At 73.7% G+C, this 21,914-nt stretch carries 16 protein-coding genes; 5 read left to right on the top strand and 11 right to left on the bottom strand.

The window, feature by feature from the left end; genetic code table 11:
• Window positions 1-52 precede the first annotated feature (52 nt).
• Genes B085_RS49345 through B085_RS0117110 form a run of 3 tightly spaced genes read right to left on the bottom strand, consistent with a single transcriptional unit; the run spans window position 53 to window position 2,399 of the window.
• Complete coding sequence (locus B085_RS49345; protein ID WP_018559791.1) at window positions 53-946, bottom strand: hypothetical protein; 894 nt, start codon at window positions 944-946, stop codon at window positions 53-55.
• Window positions 943-1,752 carry a VTC domain-containing protein gene (locus B085_RS0117105; RefSeq protein ID WP_018559792.1) on the bottom strand — a complete coding sequence of 270 codons (810 nt, stop codon included), beginning with the start codon at window positions 1,750-1,752 and terminating at the stop codon, window positions 943-945. Before B085_RS0117105 ends, B085_RS49345 begins: the two co-directional genes overlap by 4 nt.
• A complete protein-coding gene (locus B085_RS0117110) occupies window positions 1,749-2,399 on the bottom strand; it encodes a DUF4956 domain-containing protein (RefSeq protein ID WP_018559793.1) in 651 nt (216 codons plus the stop codon). The genes B085_RS0117105 and B085_RS0117110 overlap by 4 nt, the downstream gene beginning before the upstream one ends.
• A gap of 478 nt (window positions 2,400-2,877) precedes the next feature.
• Here B085_RS0117110 and B085_RS0117115 point away from each other — a divergent pair, with 478 nt between their 5' ends.
• Window positions 2,878-3,963 carry an acyltransferase gene (locus B085_RS0117115; protein WP_026251117.1) on the top strand — a complete coding sequence of 362 codons (1,086 nt, stop codon included), beginning with the start codon at window positions 2,878-2,880 and terminating at the stop codon, window positions 3,961-3,963.
• An 83-nt stretch (window positions 3,964-4,046) separates the two neighbouring features.
• Here B085_RS0117115 and mfd read toward each other — a convergent pair whose 3' ends face one another.
• From mfd to B085_RS0117130, 3 genes are all read right to left on the bottom strand, one after another.
• Entirely contained in the window at window positions 4,047-7,586 is a 3,540-nt protein-coding gene (gene mfd, locus B085_RS0117120) for a transcription-repair coupling factor (RefSeq protein WP_018559795.1), read from the bottom strand.
• 617 nt (window positions 7,587-8,203) lie between these two features.
• The gene (locus B085_RS0117125; RefSeq protein WP_018559796.1) at window positions 8,204-10,783 is read right to left on the bottom strand and encodes an ABC transporter permease; all 2,580 of its coding nucleotides are present in this window, start codon (window positions 10,781-10,783) and stop codon (window positions 8,204-8,206) included.
• Window positions 10,780-11,568, bottom strand: a complete 789-nt coding sequence (locus tag B085_RS0117130; protein WP_026251118.1) for an ABC transporter ATP-binding protein — start codon at window positions 11,566-11,568, stop codon at window positions 10,780-10,782. The genes B085_RS0117125 and B085_RS0117130 overlap by 4 nt, the downstream gene beginning before the upstream one ends.
• Window positions 11,569-11,935: 367 nt before the next feature.
• Between B085_RS0117130 and B085_RS0117135 the strand changes: the two genes are divergently transcribed.
• Both B085_RS0117135 and B085_RS0117140 read left to right on the top strand, forming a co-directional pair.
• Window positions 11,936-13,423 carry an MFS transporter gene (locus tag B085_RS0117135; RefSeq protein WP_018559798.1) on the top strand — a complete coding sequence of 496 codons (1,488 nt, stop codon included), beginning with the start codon at window positions 11,936-11,938 and terminating at the stop codon, window positions 13,421-13,423.
• Window positions 13,424-13,427: 4 nt separating this feature from the next.
• Window positions 13,428-14,012, top strand: coding sequence for a Uma2 family endonuclease (locus B085_RS0117140; RefSeq protein WP_026251119.1), 585 nt, complete (start codon window positions 13,428-13,430; stop codon window positions 14,010-14,012).
• Here the strand turns inward: B085_RS0117140 and B085_RS49350 are convergent.
• The 4 genes from B085_RS49350 to B085_RS48180 all read right to left on the bottom strand — a co-directional run bounded on the left by B085_RS49350 (window position 13,997) and on the right by B085_RS48180 (window position 19,218).
• The gene (locus B085_RS49350) at window positions 13,997-14,974 is read right to left on the bottom strand and encodes a DivIVA domain-containing protein (RefSeq protein WP_018559800.1); all 978 of its coding nucleotides are present in this window, start codon (window positions 14,972-14,974) and stop codon (window positions 13,997-13,999) included. The genes B085_RS0117140 and B085_RS49350 overlap by 16 nt on opposite strands.
• A gap of 100 nt (window positions 14,975-15,074) precedes the next feature.
• A complete protein-coding gene (locus tag B085_RS0117150; RefSeq protein ID WP_018559801.1) occupies window positions 15,075-17,477 on the bottom strand; it encodes an SUKH-4 family immunity protein in 2,403 nt (800 codons plus the stop codon).
• Between the two features lie 8 nt (window positions 17,478-17,485).
• Window positions 17,486-18,472: an SMI1/KNR4 family protein gene (locus tag B085_RS0117155; RefSeq protein WP_026251120.1), complete on the bottom strand. Its 987-nt coding sequence runs from the start codon at window positions 18,470-18,472 to the stop codon at window positions 17,486-17,488.
• A 77-nt stretch (window positions 18,473-18,549) separates the two neighbouring features.
• Entirely contained in the window at window positions 18,550-19,218 is a 669-nt protein-coding gene (locus B085_RS48180; RefSeq protein WP_018559803.1) for a hypothetical protein, read from the bottom strand.
• A 219-nt stretch (window positions 19,219-19,437) separates the two neighbouring features.
• On the opposite strand from B085_RS48180, the gene B085_RS0117165 reads away from it, so the two are divergent.
• Entirely contained in the window at window positions 19,438-19,932 is a 495-nt protein-coding gene (locus B085_RS0117165; protein ID WP_026251121.1) for a YwqJ-related putative deaminase, read from the top strand.
• Window positions 19,929-20,408: an SUKH-3 domain-containing protein gene (locus B085_RS0117170; protein WP_018559805.1), complete on the top strand. Its 480-nt coding sequence runs from the start codon at window positions 19,929-19,931 to the stop codon at window positions 20,406-20,408. The genes B085_RS0117165 and B085_RS0117170 overlap by 4 nt, the downstream gene beginning before the upstream one ends.
• Before the next feature lie 81 nt (window positions 20,409-20,489).
• On the opposite strand, the gene B085_RS0117175 is transcribed toward B085_RS0117170, so the two are convergent.
• Complete coding sequence (locus tag B085_RS0117175; RefSeq protein WP_037731839.1) at window positions 20,490-21,845, bottom strand: sensor histidine kinase; 1,356 nt, start codon at window positions 21,843-21,845, stop codon at window positions 20,490-20,492.
• Window positions 21,846-21,914: the final 69 nt, after the last annotated feature.

Consider the following 21,914-nt stretch of genomic DNA (forward strand, 5'->3'; position numbering starts at 1 on the left):
GAACCTGGTGTGGAGGAGCGCGGACGTCGCAGGTCACAGGGGGTGGCCTCCGTCATGACCGGGTCGTTCCCCGGTTCTGGGCCGCCCGGATGTAGTCGCCGACCAGTGAGCCGAGCAGGGCACCGGCGAGGAGGTCGTCCCGCAGGTGGTCGGCGGTGTAGAGCCGGGCGTGCACCACCTGCGCCTGCATCCACCGGTACTCGGCGGCACGCCGCGGGGCGAGGGCGCCGAGGACGGCGACGGCCGCGGAGGAGAGCGCGGCGGGCGCCGCCGGATAGGCGCAGGCGCAGCCGGCGGCCGGGGTGGCCGTCCGGGCCTGCCGCAGCGCCGGGTCGAGGTCGGCGGGGCCGAGGCGCCGGTAGTGCCCGGCGAGTCGGTTGTTGATCGTCGCGGCGAGTTCCAGCGCGGCGTCCAGGCGGGCCCGGGCCGCCTCGCCCTCGGCCCGGGGCATCAGTTCGCGCTGGTCCTCCAGGTACAGGCGCCAGATGTCGCGCTCGCCGTGGGCGCTCAGCCAGGCGGCGGCCGTCCGGCCGGCGGCGCTCCGCGTACGGGCGAGGGCGCGGACCTGCCCCAGCGCGGCGGCGCGTCCGGCCGCCGGGGGCGGCCCGGGCACCTGCCGCGCCGCCCAGCGGACGAACGCCGGGTCGTCGCGGGCGGTGCCGTGCCCCGCCCGCCACCGGGCGTACAGCGCGTCGGCGGCCCGCCGCTGCCCGTCGAGCCGCGCGGTCCAGCCGCGCAGCTCGGCGTCCGGGAACAGCGGGGGCGGCGGGTCCTGCTCGATCCGCCGCACCGCGGTGCCCGTACCGGATCCGTCGGGCGCGGTGGTGTGGGTGCCGATCAGGCCGAGGACGACGGCCGCGGCGGCGGCGAGGGTGATGGCCGGGTAGCGCCGGCCGGCGCGGGGGGACCGGGCACGGGCGGGGGCCCTGCGGCGGGCCGTGCTCACCGCTCGGGCCCCGCAGGGCCGGTGCGCACGGGTGCGTGGAAGCAGTGCCGCACCAGGCGGAGCACGTCGTTGCCGGGGAGGCCGGGGACGAGCAGGACCTGTCCCACGACGTACTTGCTGAGCGGCAGCGGCCGGACCCCCAGGTCCATCAGCAGCCGGTCGGCGGTGCCCGGCCGGGGACCGCCCTTGGTCTCGACCAGGACGAAGCCCTGGTCGAGCGCGGCGGTCGCCCGGCCGCGGTGGCAGGTGAGCCGGCCGTCGACGGTGACCCGGCTGCCGGCCGCCAGGTCGGCGAGGGCCGCGCGGACGTAGCGGATCTCCCCCGCGGGGGCCAGCAGTCCGGCGCGGACCGGTACCCCGGCGCCGCCGAGCACGTCGTCGACGAAGGCCGCCGCCCCGGCGCCGATCAGCCCGTACTCCCGGGCGGCGAGGGTGCGGGCGTGCTTGACCGTGGCGCCGCGGCCGTCCTTGGTCTTGACCTCCACCCGGCACAGCCCGTCCTCGACGTAGAGCCGGGTGCGGACCTTCCAGCGCCTCCTGCGCCGCTGCACGTGGGCGTGCCAGGCGCCGAGCCCGGCGGTGTCGAAGTACGTGCTGCGGTAGCCGGTGGTGCGGCGGCCGCCGAGGTCCAGCACATGGTGCGTCGGCGCCAGGGCGGCGACCAGGCAGCGAGCCGACAGCACCGGCAGCAGGTACTTGCGGTCGACCCGGTGCTGCAGGGCCGCGGCGGCGTCGACCTCGGCGAGGCTCGCCCCGCGCAGCCGGGCCAGCCCGAGCACCTCGGCGAAGGTTTCCGGGCCGGTCATACGAGCCTGCTCCCGAGCAGGCCGTCCTGAGCGCTCCGCCCGGCGGCGGACGACCCCGCCCCGTCGTCCGGCAGGCCCCAGCCCAGGGGCGAGTCGCCGAGGTAGCGGACCGACACCCGGGTCGTCTCGCGCACGAGGTCGACCTCGTCCACGAGCACCGCCAGCGGTTCCTGGCCGAACCGCAGCACGACCTCCCGGTGGACCGCCGCGGGATCGGCGTACAGGCGGTCCAGGGTGAGGCGCACCACTCGCGTCGGCCGGTGGGCGTGCGGGTCGTCGACGACCAGGACGGCCGCGAGCACCAGCACGTCCAGCGCCACGACCAGCCAGATCTCCCGCTGCGGCAGGCCCCCGCACAAGGCGATCACCAGCGCCGTGAAGGTGTAGGCGACGTCCCGGGCGGTGAAGGCGGTGCTGCGCAGCCGTACCAGGGAGAGCATCCCGAACAGCCCGAAGCCCACGCCGGCGGGGAACGAGCCCGCGCCCATGGCGCTCATCGCCGCGAACAGGCCGATGTTGAGGGACGTCAGCACCAGCGGCATCTGCGGGGCCGGGCAGCCGCGCCGGTAGAGCAGGCCCACCAGCACCATCAGGGCCAGGACGTCCAGTCCCCCGCGGGCGAGCAGATCCCAGGGTCCGTGCGTCATACGGCGCACCGGGCGGGCGGGTGTGGTCCGGGCACGTCTTCCTCCGGGGACTGGGTCGTGGGCCCGGGTCCCGGGGATCCGTCCTGGAAAGGGGGATGGGGCGGCGGATCCCCGGGACCCGGGTGCGCGGAACGCACCGTCGGGGGTGTGGGCGGAGCGCCGGCGGGGCGCGAAACCGTCCATCAACACCGGACGATGCGTCCGGCGATGCTGGACGCTAGCCCCGCGCCCGGCGCCGGGCAAACCACCCGGGGGCGGTCCCCGCCGCCGCACCGCAAGGGAAACGCCAGGCGGGAGAGGCGGGCCCGGCACCACGCGCTCGCTCCGACCACGGGCAATGTCACTCGAAGGGGTGAGGGCAAGGCGGTTCGGCAAACGCCGGGCGAGCCCGGGCCGGAGACCATTCCGATGCCCATGGGACCCGAGGAGTTGGGTGGCCGTTCGGTTCCATGACACCCGCGTGCCCGAGTATCGGCCGGTGTCGAATGAAACAGCCGTGCGCCTGCCGTTGCAGCGCAGTTCCGCTTCCTCCGGACACTCCGCCGACGGGCGGGAACACCGCTACGACATCGATCTCATGCGGTTGCTGTGCTCCGCCACCGTCATGCTCGGGCACGTGGGCTCCCAGTTCATCCGCTCGACCGGGAACGATCCGTCCCACGGGGCCGGGTCCTACTGGGCCGGGCATGTGGCCGAGGCGGTCAACCCGTTCGCGGTGCCCATGTACTTCGCCATCGCCGGGTGGGCGGTGCTGGTCGGCGCCCCGCCACGGGACAGCGCCCGGATGTGGCAGCGGATCGTCCGCAACACCGTCCCGCTCTTCGCGTGGACGGCGGTGTACCTGGTGTGGGCCTGGCTCCGGGACCGCAACGAGCGGCCCATGACCGAACTCGCGGTGGACTCGCTCTTCGGCTCCGTACAGCCCGCGTACCACCTGTGGTTCATGTACACCTACATCCCGATCATCATGCTGCTCGCCTTCGCGATGCTGATCAAGGACGGCAAGCGGCCCTGGAGTCTGGGGGCCGCGCTCCTCGGGATCGCGGTCCTGCCGAGCGTCCTCACCACCGCCTCGGCGCTGACCGGACACAAGATGCCCACCGTGGCCTGGGGCTTCGGCACCTACTCCCTCGTGTACGCGGTCGGCGGCGCCATGCTCTTCGCCCTGCCGGCCGGCGCCGTCAAGTGGCGCCGGTGGCTGATCGTGCTGCTGCCGCTCACCATGGCCGGGTGCCTCTGGTACAACACGCAGGTCCACTACGTGATCCCCAACGCGCACCTGTTCGTCGCCGCGATGAGCGTCTGCGTCCTGCTGCTCGTCAGCCGGATCCAGGTCCCCGAGCGTTTCCGGCCGCGCCTGAAGCACCTGGCCGGCGCGGCGCTGGGGGCGTACATGGTGCACGTGTTCTTCGTCGAGGAATTGGTCCACCGCGTGGTCTCGCCTGACCTGAGCGGGCCGGTGGCCGCGGTGCTGCTGGTCGGGCTGGTCCTCGGGGTGATGGTGCTGTCCTTCTCCGCCAGCCTGCTGTGGGGCCGGCTGAACCTCCGCCGCCTGCTGGGCTGAACCTCGGGGGCCACCCGACGACAGGGCCCCGTCCGCGCGCCTCGACCTCGCGCGGACGGGGCCCCGTCGCGTCCCCGGAGGCCTCAGCCGTCCAGGACCGCGGTCAGCAACTCGGCCGTCCACGCCAGCAGTTCCCGGCCGACCACCGGCTTGCCGCCGATCCGCGCCGTGGCGGGACGCGGCACGAGGATCTGCCTGGCCGCCTGCTTCACCACCGTGCGGGGGTAGAGGCGGTTGAGCCGCAGCTCCTGCGACTCCCTCAACTCCACCGGCGAGAAGCGGACGTTGCCGCCCTGCAGGGTGATGTCGCTGACCCCGAGACGGCGGGCCAGCAGCCTCAGCCCGGCGACCAGCAGCAGGTTCTCCACCGGCTCCGGGAGCTTGCCGTACCGGTCGGTGAGCTCCTCGCGGACGGCCTTGATGTCCTCCTCGGAGTTCACCGCGGCGATCGACCGGTAGGCCTGCAGCCGCAGCCGCTCGCCCGGCGCGTAGTCGTGCGGGACGTGCGCGTCGACCGGCAGCTCGATCTTGACCTCCAGCGGGGCCTCCTCGGCCTCGCCGCCGCCCTCCTCCAGCGCGGTCCGGTAGTCGGCGACGGCTTCGCCGACCATGCGGATGTACAGGTCGAAGCCGACGCCCGCGATGTGGCCGGACTGCTCGCCGCCGAGCAGATTGCCCGCGCCGCGGATCTCCAGGTCCTTCATGGCGACGTACATGCCGGCGCCCATCTCGGTGTGCTGGGCGATCGTCGCCAGCCGCTCGTGCGCGGTCTCGGTGAGGGGCTTCTCCGGCGGGTAGAGGAAGTACGCGTAACCCCGCTCGCGGCTGCGGCCGACCCGGCCGCGCAACTGGTGCAGCTGGGAGAGCCCGAAGGTGTCGCCGCGCTCGACGATGAGCGTGTTGGCGTTGGAGATGTCGATGCCGGACTCGACGATCGTCGTGGAGACCAGCACGTCGAACTTCTTCTCCCAGAAGTCCACCACGACCTGCTCCAGCGCGGACTCGCCCATCTGGCCGTGCGCGGTGGCGATCCGCGCCTCGGGCACCAGGTCGCGCAGCCGCGCGGCGGCCCTGTCGATGCTCTCCACCCGGTTGTGGATGTAGAAGGCCTGGCCCTCGCGCAGCAGTTCACGGCGGACCGCGGCGGCGATCTGCTTCTCCTCGTACGGGCCGACGAAGGTCAGCACCGGGTGCCGCTCCTCCGGCGGGGTGGTGATCGTCGACATCTCGCGGATGCCGGTGACCGCCATCTCCAGGGTGCGCGGGATCGGGGTGGCGGACATCGTCAGCACGTCGACGTTGGCGCGGAGCTTCTTCAGCTGCTCCTTGTGCTCGACGCCGAAGCGCTGCTCCTCGTCGACGATGACCAGGCCCAGGTCCTTGAACTTGGTCTCCGACGAGAACAGGCGGTGGGTGCCGATGACGACGTCCACCGACCCCTCGCGCAGACCCTCCAGGACGGCCTTGGCCTCGGCGTCGGTCTGGAAGCGGGAGAGCGCCCTCACCACGACCGGGAACTGCGAGTATCGCTCGGAGAAGGTGCCGAAGTGCTGCTGCACCAGCAGGGTGGTGGGCACCAGGACGGCCACCTGCTTGCCGTCCTGCACGGCCTTGAAGGCCGCCCGCACCGCGATCTCGGTCTTGCCGTAGCCGACGTCGCCGCAGATCAGCCGGTCCATCGGGACCGACTTCTCCATGTCCTCCTTGACCTCGGCGATCGTGGTGAGCTGGTCCGGGGTCTCCGCGTACGGGAAGGCGTCCTCCAGCTCCCGCTGCCAGGGGGTGTCCGGCGCGAAGGTGTGGCCGGGCGCCGCCATGCGGGCGGAGTACAGCCGGATCAGGTCGGCGGCGATCTCCTTGACCGCCTTCTTGGCGCGCGCCTTGGTCTTCGTCCAGTCCGCGCCGCCGAGCCGGTGCAGCGAGGGCGCCTCGCCGCCGACGTACTTGGTGATCTGCTCCAGCTGGTCGGTGGGCACGAAGAGCCGGTCGCCCGGCTGGCCCTTCTTCGCCGGGGCGTACTCGACCACCAGGTACTCGCGGGTGGCGCCCTGGACGGTGCGCTGCACCATCTCCACGTAGCGGCCCACGCCGTGCTGCTCGTGGACGATGAAGTCGCCCGCCTGCAGCGTCAGCGGGTCGATGCTCTTGCGGCGCCGGGACGGCATGCGGCCCATGTCCTTGGTGGAGGACTTCTGGCCGGACAGGTCGGTCTCGGTGAGGACCGCGATCCTCAGCGCCGGGTCGACGAAGCCGCTCTCCAGCGAGCCGCAGGCCACATGGACCACGGACGGCTCGACCGGACCCTCCAGACCCGTGTCCAGACGGGCCGCGATGCCCTCGTTGCCCAGCACCTCCACGATGCGGGCGGCCGGGCCGTGGCCCTCGGTGACGAAGACCGCGCGCCAGCCCTCGGCGAGCCAGCCCTTGGTGTCGGCCAGCGCCCGGGCGGTGTCGCCCCGGTAGACCTCGGGAGCGTGCATGCCGAGCTTGAGGGTGTCGGCGTCCAGCTCGTCGTCGGCCGCGAACGGGCTCACCGACCACCAGGGGACGCCCAGTTCACGGGCCCGGTCGCGTACGTCCGCGATGCTCCACAACGAGGCCGCGCCCAGGTCGATCGGCGCCTCGCCGCCCCCCGCGGAGGCCGCCCAGGAGGCCTCAAGGAACTCCCGGCTGGTCGCCACGAGGTCGGCGGCCCGGGTACGGACCCGCTCCGGGTCGCAGACCACGGCCAGCGACCCGGCCGGCAGCACGTCCAGCAGCAGCTCCATGTCGTCCACCAGCACCGGGGCGAGGGACTCCATGCCCTCCACGGCGATGCCCTGGGCGATCTTGTCCAGCAGTTCACGCAGCTGCGGGTGCTCCTCCGCCAGCTCGGCGGCGCGGGCCCGCACCTCCTCGGTGAGCAGCAGCTCCCGGCAGGGCGGCGCCCACAGCCCGTGCTCGGCGACCTCCAGCGAGCGCTGGTCGGCCACCTTGAAGTAGCGGATCTCCTCGACGTCGTCACCCCAGAACTCCACCCGGAGCGGATGCTCCTCGGTGGGCGGGAAGACGTCCAGGATCCCGCCGCGCACGGCGAACTCGCCGCGCTTCTCCACCAGCTCCACCCGGGCGTACGCGGCGGCGGCCAGGGCGTCCACGACCTCGTTCAGATCTGCGGTACGCCCGGTCCGCAGCGCCACGGGGACCAGATCGCCCAGGCCCCTGACCTGCGGCTGCAGCACGGAGCGGACCGGCGCCACGACGACGCGCACCGGGCCGGCGGTCGGGTCGTCCGCGCTGGGGTGCGCCAGCCGGCGCAGCACGGCCAGCCGGCGGCCCACGGTGTCCGAGCGGGGTGACAGCCGCTCGTGCGGCAGCGTCTCCCAGGCCGGGTACTCCACGACCGAGTCCTCGGGCAGCAGCGACCGCAGCGCCGCGACCAGGTCCTCGGCCTCCCGGCCGGTCGCCGTCACCGCCAGCAGGGTGCGGCCGGAGCGGGCCGCGAGCGCGGCCAGGGCCAGCGGGCGGGCGGCGGGCGGACCCACCAGGTCGACGTGCGGGCGGTTGCCGTCCGCGGCGCCGCGGACCGCCTCCGCGAGCGCGGGATCGTCCACGACGACGTCGAGCAGACCGTTGAGGCTCATGTGGCTTTCCGTCCCAAGGGCAGACAGGCAGGGCAACGCGAACGGCCCGACGCGTGGAACGGGCCGGGGTGTCCCAGCGTACGACGCTCCGCGGACGCCCGGTGCCGTGAGCTGTGCCGCTCGGTCGTCGTGTGCGGGTGCGTTGCGCCTGCGGCGGGCATCCCCCGCCCACCCGCCCTCCCCCAGCCTTCGGCCGGGGGGACCCCCATCCGGCGCGGTTGGTGCGGGCCTCGCGCGGTTCGTGGTGGGCCGGGGTCGGGGCCTCCGGGGCTGCGCATTCTGTACTGCATATTTATGTGCATGGCGGGCGGTCCAGGTAGATGCCGTCTGTGCCGCACAACAAATACACGTCAGCGTCCAGAACGCCCACCCTCCCCCAGCCTTCGGCCGGGGGTGCCCCCAACTCCCCCGCCCCCTCCGTATCGATGGGCGACCAACGCCCGGAGGGGGTGAAGGGGGCCCACCCCTCCCCGCACCGCAGGAAACAGCCACCGGCAGGAGGGCCCCCGGCAACAGGCCGAGACAGGGCGCACGCACCGGTGGCCGGACGCACCCGCACACCGCAACGGCCCCGGGCACGCACAAGGCGTACCCGGGGCCGCAGCGCGCTCCGCGCGCTACTCCGTCGCGATCGCGCCCAGCACGTTCATCCGCCCCGCCCGGAACGCCGGCACCAGCGCCGCGACGAGCCCGACGAAGGCCGAGCCGATGAAGACGGTGATGATCGTCGGCCAGGGGATCTCCAGGATCCCGAGCCCCTGGAGCGCCAGCAGCTGCTGGGCCGAGGCGCCCCAGCCCATGCCGAGGCCGAGGCCGAGCACCGCGCCGAAGAGGGCGATGACGATCGACTCCAGGCGGATCATGCGCCGCAGCTGCCGCCGCGACATCCCGATCGCCCGCATGAGGCCGATCTCACGGGTGCGCTCCACCACCGACAGGGCCAGGGTGTTCACGACGCCCAGGATCGCCACGATGATCGCCAGGGCCAGCAGACCGTAGATCAGGTTGAGCAGCTGGCCGATCTGGTCCTTGAGCATCTGCTTGTAGTCGGCCTGGTTGCGGACCTGGACCTGCGGGAAGTCGTGCAGCGCCTTCTTCAGGCCCGCGTAGGCCGCGTCCTGCCGTCCGTCCTTGGCGGCGGCGAACATGATGTCGTTGATCGGCATCCGGTCGGCCGGGATGTAGCGCGCCGCGGTCGTGATGTTGGTGTACATCGCGCCCTGGTCGAAGACGGTGTCCGCGGAGGTGATGGCGGCGACGGTCAGCGTCGCCGTCTCGCCGTGCTCGAAGCGGACGGAGAGCTTGTCGCCGAGCTTGACCCTGTGCTTGTCGGCGAAGCCCTCGCCGACCGACATCGCGTTCGCGCCGTACGCGGCCGACAGCTCACCGGCGACCGTCTTGACCTGCAGGTCCTGGGCGTAGGTGGGATCCGCGGCGGACAGGGAGGTGTCGGAGACCGACCCGTCGGGGGCGGTGAGTTTCACGTCGAGGGACTTGTAGTCCGTGACGTGGGCGAGGTCCGGCGCGGCCTTGATGGCCCGCTCGATCTGCGGGGTGATCGGCTGGCCGCTGTCGGAGGCGATGATGAAGTCCGCGCCGACGGACTTGTCGAGCTGGTCGGTCGCCGAGGCCACCATGGAGGAGCCGACCACCGACAGGCCTGCGACGAGCGCGAGGCCGATCATGAGAGCGGCGGCGGTGGCGCCGGTGCGCCGCGGGTTGCGGAGCGCGTTGCGCTCGGCGAGACGGCCGACCGGGCCGAAGATCCGCAGGACGCCCGCGCTGATCACCCGGACGACGACGCCGGCGAGCAGCGGCCCGACGACCACGAAGCCGACCAGGGTGAGCAGGATGCCGAGGCCGAGGAACATCGAGCCGTCCGCGGCCTTGGTGGCCTGCACGGCGGCGAGCAGGGCTGCGGCCCCCGCGAGGGTGAGGACCAGGCCGATCGCGGCGCGCACCTTGCCCGCCCGGCCGTCGGCGGGGGTGCCGGCGTCGCGCAGCGCGGCCATCGGGGAGACCTTGCTGGCCCGCCGGGCGGGCAGGTACGCGGCGAGGACGGTCACCACGACGCCGAGGACGAGCCCGATGACCGGGGTGGAGGCCTTGACCGTCAGGGACGAGGTGTCGAGGTTCATGCCCACGCTGCCCATGAGGTTCATGAGCAGGACGGCGAGCCCGACGCCGCCGCCGATGCCGAGCACGGAACCCACCACGCCGAGCAGCAGCGCCTCCACCAGCACCGAGCGGTTGACCTGGCGGCGGCTGGCGCCGATGGCCCGCATGAGGCCGATCTCCCGGGTGCGCTGGGCGACCAGCATCGAGAAGGTGTTGACGATCAGGAAGATGCCGACGAGGACGGCGATCCCGGCGAAGCCGAGCATCGCGTACTTGATGACGTCGAGGAAGCCGCCGATGTCCTTCTGGTTCTCGGCGGTCCACTCGGCCTGGGTCTGCACCTTGTAGCCGGCGGTGGAGCCGAGGGCGGCGGTGACGTTCTTCTTCAGCTGGTCGTCGCTGACCCCGGCCTTGGCGGTCAGGCCGACGCTGCTGAAGACGTCCTTGGCGCCGAGCACCTTGGTCTGGGTGGTGGGGGTGTCGAAGTAGAAGATCGCCGCACCGGGGTTGGTGACCTTGAAGGTGGCGATGCCGCTGATCCGGGCGTGGAACTCGCCGGGGATGGCGATGACGCGCAGTTCGTCGCCCAGTTCGAGGTGCTTCTTGTCGGCGGTGTCGGCGTCGACCATCACCTCGGTGGGGCCGCGCGGGGCGTGGCCGGAGGTGACGTCGACCGAACGCAGCTCCGTGGAGTCCCAGTTGGTGGCGATGGTGGGGGCGCCGGAGGTCGGGCCGAGGTTTTCGCCGGCGGCGTCGGTGACGGTCAGGGTCTGGCTGTTGGCCTCGCCCGTCGCGGACTTGACGCCTTCGACGTCCTTCAGCCGCGCGACCGTGGCGGCCGGCACGGTGGCCGCCTTGGTGGTCATCTGCATCTCGTCGTCGCTGGGCGCGCCCTTGGGCGTGACCGTGACGTCCGACGCGGTGGCGGCGAAGAGCTTGTCGAAGGTGGAGGTCATGGTGTCGGTGAAGACGAGCGTGCCGCAGACGAAGCCCACCGACAGCAGGACGGCGATGGCGGACAGCGCCATGCGTCCCTTGTGCGCGACGAAGTTGCGCATCGAGGTCTTGACGACGGTCACGAGGTCCTCCCGCGCGCGTCGAAGTCCTTCATGCGCTCCAGTACGGAGTCGGCCGTCGGGTCCCGCATCTCGTCGACGATCCGGCCGTCGGCGAGGTAGAGGACGCGGTCGGCGTAGGAGGCGGCGACCGGGTCGTGCGTGACCATGACGATGGTCTGGCCGAGTTCGTCGACCGAGCGGCGCAGGAAGCCGAGGATCTCGGCGCCGGCGCGCGAGTCGAGGTTGCCGGTCGGCTCGTCGCCGAAGATGATCTCCGGGCGGGCGGCGAGGGCGCGCGCCACGGCGACGCGCTGCTGCTGGCCGCCGGAGAGCTGGCCGGGCCGGTGCTTGAGGCGGCCTGCCAGACCGACGGTCTCCACGACGCGCTGCAGCCACTGGGGGTCGGCCTTGCGGCCGGCGATGTCCATGGGCAGCGTGATGTTCTCGGCCGCGTTGAGGGTCGGCAGCAGGTTGAAGGCCTGGAAGATGAAGCCGATCTTGTCCCGGCGCAGCTGGGTGAGCTTCTTGTCCTTCAGCTGGGTGATCTCGGTCTCACCGACCCAGATCCGGCCTTCGCTCACGGTGTCGAGACCGGCGAGGCAGTGCATCAGGGTCGACTTGCCGGAGCCGGACGGCCCCATGATCGCGGTGAACCGGCCGCGGTCGATGTCGACGTCGACCGCGTCGAGGGCCACGACCCGGGTCTCGCCCGAGCCGTACGCCTTGGTGACCTGACGGGCCCGGGCGGCCACGGCCGTACGTTCTCCGCTGCCCCCGGACTTGGGAATCGATACTGCCGTTGTCACGTGGATGCTCCTGTTCGAGTGGTGCGCCGCGGTTTCCGGGCGTGCTTCGTCGCGTACCAAGACTGGCTTCGGGGAGGGGGCCGGAACGATGGTGCGGGTCTCCGTATCGGCCCGGGGGTTACCCCCACCAGAAGGCTAGGGAGCCCAGGAGGGTCCCCTCGTCCTCCGCCGGTACGAACCGGGGGTAGGAAAAAGTCGGGTGCGACCCCTAGGGGGCCTGCGTCTTTCGGCTGACCCGGCTCGGGGTCGAGACTGCACCCTCCGGTCGCGGGAGGTTCAAGCCCGGCCGTCCGGCCTGCGGGAACCCCCTGTGCGCGCGGGGGCCGGGCATGAAATCGTGTGTCGTACACACAACCAGGGGGGTCCCGTGGAGCGCACCGACCAGACCGCGGTCACAGCCGCCGCGACCGCGGCCGCCGAGGGGCCGCGGCGGCGCGGTCCGGTGGTCGCGGCGCTGATGCTGGCCATGGCGCTCGCGGCGATGGACTCCACGATCATCTCCACGGCGGTGCCGCAGATCGTCGGCGAGCTGGGCGGCTTCTCCGTCTTCTCCTGGCTCTTCTCCGGCTACCTGCTCGCGGTCACGGTGACGCTGCCGGTATACGGCAAGCTCGCCGACACCTTCGGCCGCAAGCCCGTGCTGCTGACCGGCATCGGGATCTTCCTGCTGGGCTCGGTGCTCTGCGCCGGGGCCTGGAACATGGCCGGCCTGATCGCCTTCCGCATCGTCCAGGGTCTCGGCGGCGGCGCCATCCAGGGGACCGTGCAGACGATCGCCGGCGACCTGTACCCGCTCAAGGAGCGCGGCCGCATCCAGGCGGCGATCTCCACGGTCTGGGCGGTCTCCGCCGTCCTCGGGCCGCTGTGCGGCGGGCTGTTCGCCGGCTACGCCAGCTGGCGCTGGATCTTCCTGATCAACCTGCCCGTCGGCGCGGTCGCGCTGCTGCTCATCTCCCGGCATCTGCGCGAGCGGGTCGGCGAGCGGACCCGGCACCGGGTGGACTGGCCCGGCGCGCTGCTGCTCTTCCTCTCCGGCGGGCTGCTGATCACCGGCCTGGTCCAGAGCGGGCCCGTCCGATGGTGGCTGCTCGGCGGCAGCCTCGTCCTGGGCGGCCTCACCGTGTGGGCCGAACGCCGGGCCGCCGAGCCGATCATCCCCGGCTGGGTCTGGCGGCGCCGGGTGATCGTCGCCGTCAACCTGGCCCTGGGCATGCTCGGCGTGCTGATGGTGGCCCCGACGGTCTTCCTCCCGACGTACGCCCAGACCGTGCTCGGGCTCGGGCCGATCGCGGCGGGCTTCGTGCTGTCGGTGATGACGCTCAGCTGGCCGCTGTCCGCCGCCCTCAGCAACCGCGTCTACCTGCGCATCGGCTTCCGCAACACCTCCGCCCTGGGCATGGCGGCCGCCACCGTCGTCCTCGTCGTGCTGGTGATGCTCCCGTACGCCGGTCCCGCCTGGCAGCCCACCCTGGTGATGCTGCTGCTCGGCGGCGCGCTCGGCCTCTTCCAGCTGCCGCTGATCGTCGGTGTCCAGTCCACCGTCCCGTGGAGCGAACGGGCCACCGCCACCTCGTCGATCCTCTTCTGCCGCCAGGTCGGTCAGAGCGTCGGCGCGGCCGTCTTCGGCGCCGTCGCCAACGCCACCCTCGCCTCGCGCCTGCACGGCTCCGGCACCGACCTCGACTCGATCGCCGGCCTCGCACACGCCGACGAGCAGGTGCGCCGCGCCGTCGCGGTGGCCGTCAACCACGTCTACGCGGGCGCGGCGGTCGCCGCGGTCCTCTCTCTGGCCGCCGTCCTCTTCGTGGCCCCCCGCCGCTTCCCGGTCCTGGAGGAGGACCCGGCAGTACGGTGAGCCCATGGACGCAAGGACCTATGCGCGCATGCGGGCCATCGCCGACGAGTTGATGGAGCGCGAGGACACCTGGGCCGTGGAGATCGGTGAGGGTGTCATCACGATGATGATGTCGCCGGTCAACCGGCACGAACTGATCGCCCTGCGGCTGCGGCGGCAGATCGAACGGCAGATGGCCGGCGATCCGGAGTGGGCCGGGCACGTGGCCCACTCCGGTCCCGAGATCGAGGCGCCCGCCATAGGGCGCATGCGCCGCCCGGACCTCGTCGTCGTGGCCGAACAGGCCCTCGACACTCCGGGTTTCCTCGACCCCGCCGACGTCGCGCTGGTGGCCGAGGTGGTCGCCACGTCCAACCCGGAGAACGACTACCGCGAGAAGACCCGGGACTACCCCGCCATGGGCATCCCGCTCTACCTGATCATCGATCCGCGCGACAAGACGCTCGCCGTCCTCTCCGATCCGGGACCGGCGCCGGGCGACGCCGGACCGCGTTACCGGGCCCGCCACGACTACGCCTTCGGGGACGCCGTCCCCGTCGGGCCGTGGGTCCTCGACAGCGGGGAGTTCCCCGCCTACGACGGTTCCTGATCGTCCCCGGGTGAAGGGGAGGGCACGTCGGGGGCGACGGTGCCCGCTTCCTCCTCGACGTCGGGGATCTCGGCGTCGGGGGCCTCACGGCCGGTGAGCGCGGCGAGGCTGCCGCGGACGTGGGCGAGGTGCTCGCGGATCTCCTCCCGGCGGACCTCGTGCTCACGCAGTTCGCGTTCGGCGGCCAGACGGATGCGCTCCTCCCGCACCCGGGCCTGCGCGAGGAGTTCCGCGGCGGTGGTGTCGGCCTCCTCCTGACGGCGCCGGGCGGCCTCCTCCGTCTCGGCCAGCGCCCGGCGGGCGTCGTCCACCATGGCCTCCGCGTAGGAGGTGAGTTCGGCCAGCCGGGAGTCCACCCCCGCCTCGCCCTCGGCGAGTTCGTGCTCCTGGGTGTCGAAGCGCTCGCGGTGCTCCTTCTCCAGTTCGGCGAGCGTGTGTTCACTGTCCAGGCGGGCGGCGTCGAGGTCGCGGGCGGCCCCGTCCCGCAGCAGCCGGGCCTCCTCGCGGGCCTCGCCGAGAGTCCGTCCGGCGTCGGCGCGGGCCTGCTCCAGCAGTTCCTCGGCCTGCTCGTCCGCGGCGCCTCGGCGGGCGTGGGCGGCCGCGCGCGCCTCGTCCATGAGCGTCCGGCGGGCGGCCTCGGCCGCGTCGTGCGCGTGCCGGGCCTCCTCCTCGGCCTGCTCGCGCACGGAGGTGGCCTCCTCCTCGACCAGCCGCAGCAGGTCCAGCGCGCCCTTGCCGAGGGACTCGTACGTGGGCGGCGAGAGCGTGGAGACCACGTCGCGCAGCGCCGCGCACTCCGCGGTCATCTCGTTGGCCAGGACGGTGAGCCGCGCGGCACGCTCCCAGGCAGCGTCGCGGTCCTCGGACAGCTCCTCCAGGAAGCGGTCGACCTGTTCGGTGCGGTACCCGCGGCCACGGACGGTGGCGAAGCCGTGGCCGCCGCGGGGGTGTGCCGTACTCATACCCCCATTCTCGGGGATTTGCCGGATTTGCCCATATCGCGACACTCCGACCGGCCCGCCGGCCGATCGGAGTGACACCGGACGGGGGTCCGGGCCAGGCCTAGAGCATCCCGTCCCACATCTGTTCGATGAGCACCGGCCACCAGTGCTCGGGCGAGGCCACCGCCGCCGGGTCGAGCGCGGCCAGCTGGTTCTGGAAGTCGACCGTCCAGCGGCCCGCCTGCTCCGGTGTCAGGCCCAGCCGCCAGCGCCACATCTTCCCGAGCAGCGCCAGGCAGCGGACGAACTCCGGCAGGCTGGTGTTGGCGAACTGCGGCACCGCCGCCGTCCCGCCCGGCCCGGCCTCCAGCGGCACCGCGACGATGTGCGCCGTGCCGTACTGCACGCACAGCTGGCGGCCGAAGTCATTGCCCATCACCAGGTACGAACCCGCGTCCGGGGCCGGCTGCACGCCCCGCTCGGCCGCCAGCTCCGCCAGGGTAGGCACCGGCCGCCCGGGCTGGGCCTGCGCCCAGAAGAACGGGCCGAAGTCCACCGGCAGCCCCGACCAGGTGAGCGTCTGCGCGACGAGGTCCGGCACGCCCTGGCGGGCGACCGCCCGCTGGTCGAAGCGGAACACGCCCTGCGGCCCGAAGGCCTGCGCCAGTTCGTGCCCGATCGCGTCCAGCGGGACCGGGGGGACCCGCTGGATCCGGTGCGGCTCGGGCATCGGCACCCGGTGCGGGTGGGCGTGCGCCGGGGCGCTCGCCACCTGGTGCAGCTCGCCGAGGTGCGTCAGCAGGTGCTGGACGCCCGCGCGACGGCTCGCGTGGTCCTTGCCGTACGGGGCGGTGCTGCTGATCCGCACCTGGGGCCAGGTCTCACGGATCATCCGGGCGCAGTAACCGCCCGGCAGGTCGCACGACTCCAGCTCCGTGTGCAGCTCCAGCACCGCCTGCGGAGGCACCCCGAGGGCACGCAGCTCGTGCAGGATCTGCCACTCCGGATGCGGTGTGCCGGGCGCGGAGCGACGGATCAGCTGCTGCTCCGAGCCGTCCTGCGCGCGGTAGCGGAGCACGGCCATGTAGCCGGGGCCGACCGTGGGCACGCCGGTGGGCGGCTGCGCCTGGGCCTGCGGCTGCGGCGGCTGGGGGTAGCCGTACGCCGCGGGCTGCTGCGCCACCGCCGGACCGGGCGGCGGGGGCGGGGGCGGGGGCGGTGCCGAAGCCCCGGCACCGCCGTCCGGGCGGGACAGCATCGTCGCGGCCTGGTGCACGTCCCCGGACGCCGGATTCGGGGGCGCCGGCGGGCCGGGCCGGTCGTTCGCGGGGAGCGCCTGCACGAGCTGCGTCGGCACGTACCCGGCGGCCGGGGTGCCGGGCACTCCCGGACCGGGCGGGGGCGCGGGCGGGCCGGCCTTCGAGGTCTCGGCGGCGGCCACGTCGGCGGCGCCGCGGCCCGGGCCGGGCGCCGGCGGGGGCGGCGGGGGCGGGCCGTCCGGGCGGGACAGCATCGTCGCCGCGTGGTGCACATCGCCGGAGGCGGACCGGGCGGGGGTGGTCGGCGCGGGCGGGGGCGGGGGCGGAGCCTGCCGGCCCACCGCGGGTGCGGGCGGGGGCGGGGGCGGCGGGGGTACGGCCGGGCCCCCGAACGGCGAGGGCGGCGGTCCGGGAGGCGGGGGCGTGGCCGAGCCGCCCGGGTAGCCGTAGGCGCCGGGCCCCGGAGCCGGCGGAGGCGGGGGCGGGGCGCCCGCACCGGCGCCGGGGTGGCCGTAGCCGCCCTGCGCCCGGGGCTGCGGCAGCGGCGTCCCCGTCTCGTGCACCCCGGGCAGCCGCTCGGTGCTGGCGTCGGCGCTCGTCACCGGCAGCGGGGTGTGGGCGTCGTCCGAGTCGCTGATCGGCGGCGCGTACACGGTCGCCGGCGGCGGCACCGAGGCCCCCGCGCCGTGGCTGTCGTTGGCGTCCCGCCACGCGGCGGGGGGCGGGGTCGGCGCGCCGCCGTACGGCGTCGGCATCGGCGGGGTCGGGGTCGGGACGTACGGCTGGGTGGGCGTCGACGGCCCGGGCGTGGTGACGGGAGCCGGGGCGGGCGGCGGGGGCGGGACGGTGTCGCCGGGGGCGCCTTCGGACGCGTCGCGGCGGTCGGGGATGCCGAGCCGGTCGGCGGCGTCCTGGAGCCACTGCGGCGGGCTCAGCAGGAAGGACGTCGCCTCCAGGTCGATCCGCCGGGGCTGCTCCGGCACGGCGTCCGCGACCGCCTCGGCCGCGGCGCCGTAGGTCTCCTCCCAGCGGCGGACGATCTCGCCCACCGGCAGCGCGGGCCAGAGCGTGGCCTCACCGCTGTCCCGGGCGATGACGATGCGGGTCTCCCCGTCGTCCGAGGTCGGCCCGCCGTCCCTCGGCTCGGACCAGACCACGAAGCCCCGGTCGAACTCCCGCACCCGCACCTCGCGTGCGAGGTAGGCGGGGACGTCGGCGTTGATCCACCGCTCGGCGCGCTCCTGCGCCTGCGCGAACGTGACCATGTCCTGCCTCACCCCTCCACCGGGACGGCGCGGGCGAAGCCGCCGTCGACCATCAGGTTCGCCACCGTCTCCAACTCCGGCGGGTCGCCGGCGAGCGCGGCGAGGAAGGCGTCGAAGTCCTCGCCGCAGGGCAGCAGCAGCCCGGCGGCCCGCTCCTCGGTGGAGCCGAAGGCGCCGTCGGTGTCCCGCACGTCGTCGTAAGGGCACAGCCACATCGAACCCAGGTCGGCACCGCGCGACTTCACGGCGAGCACACCGCCCTGGACGTAGGAGATCGCCAGGTAGTCCTTGGTGAGGTGGTCCCGCAGGCACTTGTTGACGTAGACGAGGTCGTTGGGGGCCGCCTCGTCCCGCACGGTGAAGAAGGGCTGGTCGATCAGGAGTCCCAGCATGGGCAGCAGGGCGACACCGCGCGGCGCGCTGCCGCCCGCCGCCTTGAGGAAGGTGCGGTACGCGCCGGGCAGCCGGTAGCCGAGCTCCTCCTCGACGTCACGGACCTGCCGCTCGGTGACCGCGACCCCGTCCTTGCGCAGTCCGAAGTGGACCGGCCGGGTCTCCTGGAGCGGCCGGGTGCCGCGCTTGTCGTGGTCGGCGGAGGCGGTGGTGGCCAGGCCGCCGTGGTGCCGCAGCAACGACTTGACCTCGGCGGGGACCAGTTCCAGACGGCGGCTTCCGGCGACGTGGTGCCAGGTCCATCCGTGCGGCGTGGCGACGGGGGACAGGCTGCCCCACAGCTCGTGACCGGCGGCGTGCAGCGCGGCGTTGGCCGACACGTAGTCGGTCAGCCGGAGTTCGTCGATGCCGAAGCCGTCCGGCGGCTCCGCGATCTCGGCCGCCGCGCGGGCGTACGGCGAGAAGTCGGGGAAGCCGCGCTCGTCCACGCGTACGCCCTGCGGGTGACGGGTGCGCCGCACCGGGTCCGGGAAGTGCACGATCTGACCGGCGTAGGCCGCGTTCGGTGGCGCGGCCCGATGCCCGGGCCGACCTGTCGTCATTGCCGTTGCCCCCATGCTGGATCCGGTGTTGGGCACAGCCTATGGGGTGTGGCAATAGGCGCTTCCGCTGGTTCAGGTCACTGGTGTACGGCGGCCTCGGCGAGCTTCGCGTGCTGGGCGCGCACGACGGCGAGGGGCGGTCCCCCGGGGTCTCCGGACGGCTTGACGGTCACATAGGCGGCCGTGCTGCTCCCGGTGCGCACGACGGTGACGGTGGCGGTGCCCCTCGCGGTGTCACCGGTGTCGGTCATCACATAGGCGGCCGCCTCGTCACCGGCCGCGGGCGCCTTCGCGGGGCGGACGGCGAAGTGCCGGGTGCCTCCCTCGCCGTCGGTGGCCCCGAAGGAGCGGCACTCCTCCAGCGCGGCGGTGATCCCGCCGACGACCTCGGCCGCCTCGCCGTTCCGGTGCGCGGAGAGCAGCAGCAGGTTCAGCTCCCCGTCGCCGCCGAGCGCCCCCCGCGCGGTGACGGCGGCCGTCACCAGGGCGCCGCGCGGCCGGGCGGGGCGGCTGCTCACGGGGTCGGACAGCGGCAGGCACGCGGGCCGGTCCGCGGTGAGCGAAGCCTCCGGACCCGACGCGCCGGGGGCCCCCGCGCCGCCTGCGACCACGTAGCCGGGCACGTCGGCGGAGGTGATCAGCGCCGCCCTCAACCGGGCCCCGGTGAGGGCCTGTTGGGCCTCCGCCGTGGAGGCACCGGCCGAATCCCGGCCGTTCCCGGCGCGCCTGTCGCTCTTTCCGTCCAAGCCGGCGCTACTATCCGTACAACCACTGGCCAACGCAAGGAGCAGCGCTGCGGCAGCACATCGGACTGCGGTACGCATCTCCCCACAGTGCCGTGACATCCGGCACAAAGTAAACCTCTCACCTCACAACCGACTTCCGTAACGCCTTGTCCGTTTGGCAGTCTTACGCACATAGGGGGACGTCCTCCTCGTGAGGACGGATCGGAGGGCCGTACGAAGATGCTGACGAGAGACGCCGCGGACCCGCGGCTCAACTGGGGAGCCGACGAAGCACCCGCTCCACCGGTGCTGCGCCACCGGCGCGACGGGATCCTGCCGGCGGTCGCCGCCGCGCTGTCCGTCAGGGACGAGGTCCTGACCTGCACCGGCGTCAAGGCCGACCAGCCGCCCCCGCTCCACGCGCTCGTGCAGGACGTCCTCGACACCCTCCCCGTCGCCCAGCGTGAGCGCTTCACGGGGCGATGTCCCGAGCCCGTGCTGCTGTCCCGCCACCTGACCACCGTCGACGGCGCCCGCAGCAAGCGAGCCGCGCGCAAGCCGCTCACGGCGGGCGAGGCCCGCAAGGCCCTCAAGGGCGCCAAGCTCACCGCCCGCCACATACGCGAGGACGGCGACCCCGCCCACGGCACCTACGCCCCGCCCTGCCGCTCCTGCCAGGCGCTGCTCGCGCACTTCGGCGTCCGTGCCTTCGACCCGGGAGCCGGCGCCGAATGAACTCGACCCGCTTCCCCGTCGGCGTCGACGCGGCCCTGCGCTCCGTCGGCTGGCAGCCCGGCCGCTGGGACATCCTGCAGGCCGAGGTCTGGGCGGACACGCTCCGCGCCTACGTCTCCCCCGGCGGCCACCGCCACAGCGTCTTCCCCGCCGCCGTGGAGGCCTGGGCCGAGTTCGGCGGCCTCACCGTGCCGGCCGTCTCCGCCCCCGGCCGCCACATCGCCCCCAGCGCGGTCCACGTCGACCCGCTCCACGGGCTGCACCTCGCACGCACGCTCGGCGACCTGGGCCGTGCGCTCGACACGGAGGTCGCCCCGCTCGGGGAGGAGTCCGCGGGCCACGGGCAGCTCGCGATCGACGCGGAGGGCCGCGTCTACTGCGTCGACCACACCGGCGACTACTACCTGGGCCCGACCATCGACGCGGCCCTCGGCGCCCTCACGACGGGATCGCGCCCGCACCGCCTCACGACCTGACCCCCGGGCGGGCGCCCGCCTCCGGCTCCCCCGCCGTCTCACGCCCACCAGGCCCCAGAGAACACACCCCGGGTCGTACCGCTACGCGGGAAGCATCGCGGAGACGCGGAACCCGCCCTCGTGCGTCGTGCCGGCGGCGAACCCCCCGCCCAGCGCGGTGACGCGCTCCTTCATGCCGACCAGCCCGTTGCCCCCGCTGGGCAGCACCAGCGCGGGCGCGCCGTCGGAGGGCCCGTTCTGCACCAGGACCGCGACCTCCGCCTCGCGGTAGGCGAGACGGATGCGGGCCCGCGCACCGGGCGCGTGTTTGTGCACGTTGGTGAGCGCCTCCTGCACGACGCGGTAGACCGTGGCCTCGACCCGCGCCGCCAGCGGACGCTCCTCCCCCTCGACCGTGAGCTCGACGTCCATCCCGGCCGCCCGCGACTCGTCGAGCAGCCCCCGGAGCTCGGCCAGGCACGGCCCCTGCTCGTCCTCCTCCGCCTCGGCTGCCGCAGCCGGCCCCGCGGGCGCAATCGTTTCCGCAGCGGCCGCCACACGAACCACCGACGCCGCCGACACGGACGCCGCGGGCGCCGCCGCCCGCGCCGCCGTCGCGGGCTCCGCCCGCAGGACGCCCAGCATCTCGCGCAGTTCGTCGAGCGCCTGACGCCCCATGTCCCCGAGGAGCTGCGCGCTGGCCGAGGCCTTCTCGGGGTCCTTGACGGCGATCGCCTGGAGCGCGGCCGCGTGCACGACCATGAGACTCACCCGGTGCGCGACGACGTCGTGCATCTCGCGCGCGATGCGGGTGCGCTCCTCCATGCGGGCGCGCTCCGCGGAGCTCGTGGCCGTCTCGGCGAGCAGCGACAGCTCCCGCTCCAGGCCGTCCGCCCGTTCGCGCAGGCTCTCCACCAGCCGGCGCCGGGCGCCGACGTACAGGCCGAGCAGCACCGGCGGCGCGGTGACGCCGACCGCCGCGAGCACGGAGGTGAGGGCGACCACGGCCAGCGGCGCGTGGTAGGCCGCCGCGCCGAGGTCACCGTGCATCTCCAGGAAGGTGACGATCAGCATGCCGAGCATCGTCATCCCCGACAGCACGGCGATGATCCGCCGCGGCACGTCGGAGGCGGCCAAGGTGTAGAGGCCGACGATGCTGAGCAGGATGCCCATCTGGGCGGGCGTGACGGCGATGGAGACCAGGACGACCAGAACCGGCCAGCGCCTGCGGAGCACCAGGACCGAGCCGACCAGGAGACCGAACAGACCGGTGACGACAGGGGATATCCCGGTCTTCTCCGCGAAGGCCGCGCCTTCCAGGAGGCATTCCACGGCCGAGACGAAGGCCAGGGAGACGTCGAGCACCATGCTGCGCCGCCTGGGCCACCACCACGGCCCGGCGGCCCCCCGGCTTCGTCCGCCGGCCCCGTCCGGTACGTACTCCCCCGTCGTACTCATACGGCCCAGCCTAGACGCGACGGTGTCCGCCTGGCGGTCAGCCCCGGTCCGGGGAGCGGCCCGGATCTA

The organism is Streptomyces sp. BoleA5 (genome assembly GCF_000373665.1).
Lineage (GTDB): Bacteria > Actinomycetota > Actinomycetes > Streptomycetales > Streptomycetaceae > Actinacidiphila.

Excerpts from the sequence above, each read along its gene's own strand:
- B085_RS0117155 (WP_026251120.1), bottom strand. The coding sequence starts at position 18,472 with ATGACGACAGGTCGGCCCGGGCATCGGGCCGCGCCACCGAACGCGGCC.
- B085_RS0117170 (WP_018559805.1), top strand. The coding sequence starts at position 19,929 with ATGAACTCGACCCGCTTCCCCGTCGGCGTCGACGCGGCCCTGCGCTCC.
- B085_RS0117165 (WP_026251121.1), top strand. The coding sequence starts at position 19,438 with ATGCTGACGAGAGACGCCGCGGACCCGCGGCTCAACTGGGGAGCCGAC.
- B085_RS0117110 (WP_018559793.1), bottom strand. The coding sequence starts at position 2,399 with ATGACGCACGGACCCTGGGATCTGCTCGCCCGCGGGGGACTGGACGTC.
- mfd (WP_018559795.1), bottom strand. The coding sequence starts at position 7,586 with ATGAGCCTCAACGGTCTGCTCGACGTCGTCGTGGACGATCCCGCGCTC.
- B085_RS49350 (WP_018559800.1), bottom strand. The coding sequence starts at position 14,974 with ATGAGTACGGCACACCCCCGCGGCGGCCACGGCTTCGCCACCGTCCGT.
- B085_RS0117140 (WP_026251119.1), top strand. The coding sequence starts at position 13,428 with ATGGACGCAAGGACCTATGCGCGCATGCGGGCCATCGCCGACGAGTTG.
- B085_RS0117150 (WP_018559801.1), bottom strand. The coding sequence starts at position 17,477 with ATGGTCACGTTCGCGCAGGCGCAGGAGCGCGCCGAGCGGTGGATCAAC.
- B085_RS0117175 (WP_037731839.1), bottom strand. The coding sequence starts at position 21,845 with ATGAGTACGACGGGGGAGTACGTACCGGACGGGGCCGGCGGACGAAGC.
- B085_RS0117105 (WP_018559792.1), bottom strand. The coding sequence starts at position 1,752 with ATGACCGGCCCGGAAACCTTCGCCGAGGTGCTCGGGCTGGCCCGGCTG.